This window comes from Roseicyclus sp., assembly GCF_965662675.1.
Lineage (GTDB): Bacteria > Pseudomonadota > Alphaproteobacteria > Rhodobacterales > Rhodobacteraceae > Roseicyclus.
In genome coordinates this window covers 1-4,957 of the sequence record NZ_CBFIIK010000150.1, presented here as the reverse complement: position 1 = coordinate 4,957, position 4,957 = coordinate 1, and the positions used below count along the sequence as shown (strand labels likewise).

The 4,957-nt window shown below is 63.1% G+C and carries 5 protein-coding genes; all 5 read right to left on the bottom strand.

Annotation, left to right across the window (positions count from 1 at the left end; translation table 11 throughout):
* A partial coding sequence (locus ACTG4J_RS14690) for a PHA/PHB synthase family protein (protein WP_439140485.1) occupies positions 1 to 1,622 on the bottom strand: 1,622 nt, incomplete at its 3' end.
* Between the two features lie 77 nt (positions 1,623 to 1,699).
* A complete protein-coding gene (gene urtE / locus ACTG4J_RS14685) occupies positions 1,700 to 2,395 on the bottom strand; it encodes an urea ABC transporter ATP-binding subunit UrtE (protein ID WP_439140484.1) in 696 nt (231 codons plus the stop codon).
* A 3-nt stretch (positions 2,396 to 2,398) separates the two neighbouring features.
* Positions 2,399 to 3,139, bottom strand: a complete 741-nt coding sequence (gene urtD / locus ACTG4J_RS14680; protein ID WP_439140483.1) for an urea ABC transporter ATP-binding protein UrtD — start codon at positions 3,137 to 3,139, stop codon at positions 2,399 to 2,401.
* Positions 3,136 to 4,377, bottom strand: coding sequence for an urea ABC transporter permease subunit UrtC (urtC, locus tag ACTG4J_RS14675; RefSeq protein ID WP_439140482.1), 1,242 nt, complete (start codon positions 4,375 to 4,377; stop codon positions 3,136 to 3,138). The genes urtD and urtC overlap by 4 nt, the downstream gene beginning before the upstream one ends.
* A 4-nt stretch (positions 4,378 to 4,381) precedes the next feature.
* Positions 4,382 to 4,957: ABC transporter permease subunit (locus tag ACTG4J_RS14670; RefSeq protein WP_439140481.1), on the bottom strand; the 576-nt coding region annotated here is incomplete at its 5' end.

Sequence of the window (4,957 nt, the reverse complement as noted above, 5' to 3'; positions counted from 1 at the left end):
TAGGCGCGTTCGGGATCACCGGGGCGGCTGATGATCCCGGCATTATGCCCGCCCGTGGTCAGAACGAAGCTGATCGCGGTCTCGGCCAATTGGTGCAGCTTGTAGACCGAGCGCCAAGGCGCGACATGGTCGGTCGTGGTGGCCACGCAAAAGATCGGCACCGCGATATCGGCGATGCTAACGGGCGTGCCGTCCAAGGCGAACTTGCCCTCGGCCAATTCGTTATCCAGATAGATCCGGCGCAGGTATTCCGCATGCATCCGGTAGGGCATGCGCGTCGCATCGGCGTTCCATGCCATCAGGTCGAACATCTCTTGCCTGCGACCCATCAGATATTCATGCACATAGCGCGACCAGATCAGATCGGCCGACCGCAACAGCTGAAAGGCACCGGCCATCTGCTTGGTGTCGAGATAGCCTTGGTCCCACATCATGTTTTCAAGGAACGCGATCTCGCTTTCGCTGATGAATAGCTGTAGCTCGCCCGGTTCCGCGTAATCGGTCTGGGTCGCCAGCAAGCTGAGGCTGGCCAGCCTGTCATCGCCCGCGCGCGCCATTTGCGCGGCCTTGGCCGTCAACACTGTGCCGCCCAGACAATAGCCCACCGCATGCAGCTTGCGCGCGGGCAGGATGGCTTGGATCGCGTCTATCGCGGCGTCGATGGCCGTGGCGTAATCATCAAGCCCCAGATCGCGATCTTCGGCTGTCGGGTTGCGCCACGACATGATGAAAACGCTAAAGCCCTGATCGACCAGATAGCGGACCAGCGAATTCTCGGGGCTGAGGTCGAGGATGTAGTATTTCATGATCCATGCCGGCACGATCAGCACCGGCTCGGGATGCACCGTCTTGGTCGTGGGCGCGTATTGGAGCAGTTCGAACAGGTGTTCGCGCAACACCACCTGTCCTTGCGTGACGGCGACATCGCGACCGGGCTGGAAATCCTCTGTGCCGACCGGCCCTTTGCCTGAAATGGCGCGTTCCCAATCCTCGAGAAAATGCTGGAAGCCCCGCGCAAGATTGCCCCCCCCCTCGCGCCAAGTGGTGGCGGCAAGCTCGGGATTGGTCAGGATGAAATTCGCGGGCGACACCATGTCGAGCATTTGTCGGCTGACAAACGAGACCACCTGTTCCTCGCGCGCGCTGAGCCCGTCGATATCGCGCGCGGCATTGTACCACCATTGCTGGGTCAGCAGGAAAGACTGGGAGATCATCGTATAGGGCCAGCGCCGCCAACCCTCATGAGCGAAGCGGTGATCATGGGGCAGGGGCGCGATGCAGGGTGGCGTATCGGGATCGCGCAACACCTCGCCTGCATGCACGGCCAGCCGCATCGCCTTGCGCGCGGCCTTCTCGATCAGTTGAAGCTGTTTTCCCGGTGCGCCCATCAGATGCACCCACCATGCGAAAAAGGTTGTGCTCAACCCGAAGGGCGAGATGCCCAGTGTGAAACGTGCCAGATGCGCATGCGCCGCGCGGTCGAGGCTTTTGGTGCTGTAGCGATCGGCAAAATCGACATCGGCATGGCGGGCGATCTCGGGCGGTTGCGCATCCAGACCGGGAAGGCCCGCGCCTTGGCCGGGGCTGTGCGGGCTATGCGCGATGCGGCGTGGCGGGGACATCTTGATCCTTGCTGCGGGCTACGACAAGGATCGGGGCTTTTGGCCCGCGCGGCATTAACCCGCGTCAAGCCGGATGTTCAAATCGCCACTTGGTCGAAGATATCCTGCCGCGTCACCTCGGCGGCCTGTGCCGACAGCACCACGCGCCCACGGTTCAGCACGCAAAACCGATCGGCGAGCCCATAGGCGAAATCGAAATACTGCTCGACCAAGATAATGGCGATCTCGCCCTCGTCGCGCAGCAGTTCGATCACCTTGCCGATCTGCTTGATGATGTTGGGCTGGATGCCCTCGGTCGGCTCATCGAGCAACAAGACGCGCGGCCGCGCAATAAGCGCGCGCGCGATGGCAAGCTGTTGCTGCTGTCCGCCCGAGAGATCCCCGCCCCGGCGATTTTCCATCTGTTTGAGGACCGGGAAGAGATCATAGATCCGGTCGGGGATGCGACGGTCGGCGCTGGGTAGGCAGGCAAAGCCCGTCTGCAAATTTTCGGTCACGGTCAAAAGCGGAAAGATCTCGCGCCCTTGCGGCACATAGGCGATGCCCGCGCGCGCGGCCTGCACCGCCGTGGCTTGGCCCAAGGGCTTGCCATCAAGCGTGATCGTGCCGCCCGAATGGGGGTGACGCCCCGCGATGGCGCGCAAAAGGCTTGTTTTGCCCACGCCATTTGTGCCCATCACGGCGGTGACCGTCCCGGGGCTGGCCGAGACCGACACCCCGTGCAGGATTTGCGAGCCGCTGTAATGCAGCGTCAGGTCGGTCACATCGAGCATGGTCTAGCGCCCCAGATAGACATCGATCACCTGTTGGTTCTTGGTGACATGGTCAAGCGAGCCTTCGGCCAGCACCGATCCCTCGTGCAGCACCGTCACCCGGCAATCGAGGCGGCGGATGAATTCCATGTCATGCTCGATCACCATCACCGCGCGGGTCTGGGCTGCGCGTTTCAAAAGGTCGGTGGTGTGTTCGCGCTCGGCCGGCGTCATGCCGGCGGCGGGTTCATCGACCAGCAACAGGCGCGGATCTTGTGCAAGAAGCATCCCGATCTCGAGCCATTGCTTTTGCCCATGGCTCAGATCGCCCGCGCGGTCGTCAAGGCGGTCGCTCAGACCGATCTCTTCGGCCAGCTCCGCGATGCGCTGGTGATCTTGGGCCGTGGCTTTCCAGATCAGCACCGCGAAAGGCCCGCGCTTGTTACGCACTGCCATCGACAGGTTGGCGCGCACGCTTTGATCCTCGAACACGGTGGGTTTTTGGAACTTGCGCCCGATCCCTTCGCGCGCGATCTGGCTTTCGGACAGGCGCAACAGGTCGATCTGCCGCTCGCCCCACAAGACCTGCCCGCTGTCAGGCCGCGTCTTGCCGGTAACGATATCCATAAAGGTGGTCTTGCCCGCGCCGTTGGGCCCGATTACCGCGCGCAGTTCCGGCTCGCCGATCGAGAGCGACAGGTTGTTGATCGCGCGGAACCCGTCGAAACTGACCGAGACATCGCGCACTTCCAACAGCGTCATCATGGCTGTTTCCTCACCAGCTGGTCGAAGAGCCCGCCGATGCCCTTCGGGAAGAAAAGCGTGACCGCGACGAACCCAAGGCCCAAAAGGACCAGCCACCAATCGGCCCACATCAGGCGAAAGGCCCCGATCTCGATATTGGGCGCGCCGCCGCCGGTCAGCCAACTCGACAAAAGCGAGACGGTCGCCGCCCCGATCACTGCGCCGTAGAGCCGCCCGCGCCCGCCGATGGCGACCCAGACGGCCAAGTAGATCGAGGCGATGGGGGCGAGTTCGGCCGGGTTGATGATGCCCGCCTGCGGGTAATACAGCGCGCCCGCGATGGCCGAGACGATCGCGGTCAGCGTGAAGACGAACAGCTTGTAGCCCTCGACATTGTAGCCAAGGAAGCGCACGCGGGCCTCGTTGTCGCGGATGGCGCGGATGACCGAGCCGAACTTGCCCGACACGACCCACGCGAAAAGCAGGTAGCCCAACCCCAGCGCCAAGGCAGAGGCCCAGAGGAACCACACCGCCAGCACCGCTTGCGGAACATCCAGCAAGCCGGGGATGTTCTGCAACCCCGACAGCCCGTTATTGCCGCGCAGGCCGGTGTCGTTCTGGAACAGGTAAAGCGCCAAGGCGAGCGTCATGGCCTGCGTCAGGATCGACAGGTACACGCCCGTCACCCGGCTGCGGAAGGCCAGCCAGCCAAAGACCAGCGCCAAAAGCCCTGGCACCGCCACGACCAGCGCCAATTGCGCGGGCAGCGAATGGGCGAAACTCCAGATCAGCGGCAATTCCGACGATCCCACCACGCCGAAAATCTGAGCCGCGACCGCCTCGGAGAGTTCCGCCTCGGTTGGTGGCAACACGGCGCCCGCAAGGCTGTCGCGGATCACGATTTCCGTGCGCGCATACATCAACCACATGCCGATGGCGTAGCCGCCAAGCCCGAAGAATGCGAAATGGCCCAACGACAAGATCCCGCAATAGCCCCAGACCACATCCATCGCGATGGCGATCAGGCACAGGCACAGCGTCATGCCAAGGATCTTGACCATCGAGGTCGAGAGTGCGCCGATGCCCAACCCTTCGGACAGAACGCTGACGATCAGGGTGAAGATCGTCAGAAGCCCGAGGAACCACGGGATCGAGGGGTTCTCGCGCAGAAAGCTGCGCCTTGCGGGGGGCGGGGTATCGATGCCTTGGGCCAGGATCGGCGGCGTGGCGGCGACGGGGGGGCGGTTGATCAGTGTCATGGTGTCATTCCCCCGCCGCGCGGCCCTTCAGCGCGATGATGCCGCGCGGCCGGAACTGGATGAAGAGGATGATGAACAGCACCATATAGGTCTGTGCTGCCAGCGTGTTCGATGGGTTGAACCATTCGATGCCCTTTTGCAGGAAGCCAATCAGCCCCGCACCCGCCAGCGTGCCCCAGACATTGCCGACGCCGCCCACGACCACGGTCATGAAGCTTTGCACGATGTAATTGGCCCCCATCTCGGATGTGACTTGGGCGTAAAGCCCGATAGCCACGCCAGCCACGCCCGCGATCCCCGAGCCAAGGCCGAAGGTCAGCATGTTGATACGGTCGGGGTTGATGCCCATCGAGGCCGCCATGCCGGGGTTCTGCGTCACCGCCCGCACCTCGAGTCCCAGCCTTGTGCGCTTGAGCATGATGAGGAGCGCCGCGAGAAAAATCAGCGCCAAGACAAAGATCGCCACCCGGATCGTGCTGATCGAGACGACATCGTTGAGGCTGATGGCCCCCGCCAGCCAATCGGGCGCGGTGAGGGGGCGGGCCTGTGTGCCGAAGATGTTCTTGGCCAATTGCTGCAG

Bases quoted from the DNA above. Each gene is read 5' to 3' on its own strand.
- urtE (WP_439140484.1), bottom strand. From the start codon at position 2,395: ATGCTCGATGTGACCGACCTGACGCTGCATTACAGCGGCTCGCAAATC.
- urtC (WP_439140482.1), bottom strand. From the start codon at position 4,377: ATGACACTGATCAACCGCCCCCCCGTCGCCGCCACGCCGCCGATCCTG.
- urtD (WP_439140483.1), bottom strand. From the start codon at position 3,139: ATGATGACGCTGTTGGAAGTGCGCGATGTCTCGGTCAGTTTCGACGGG.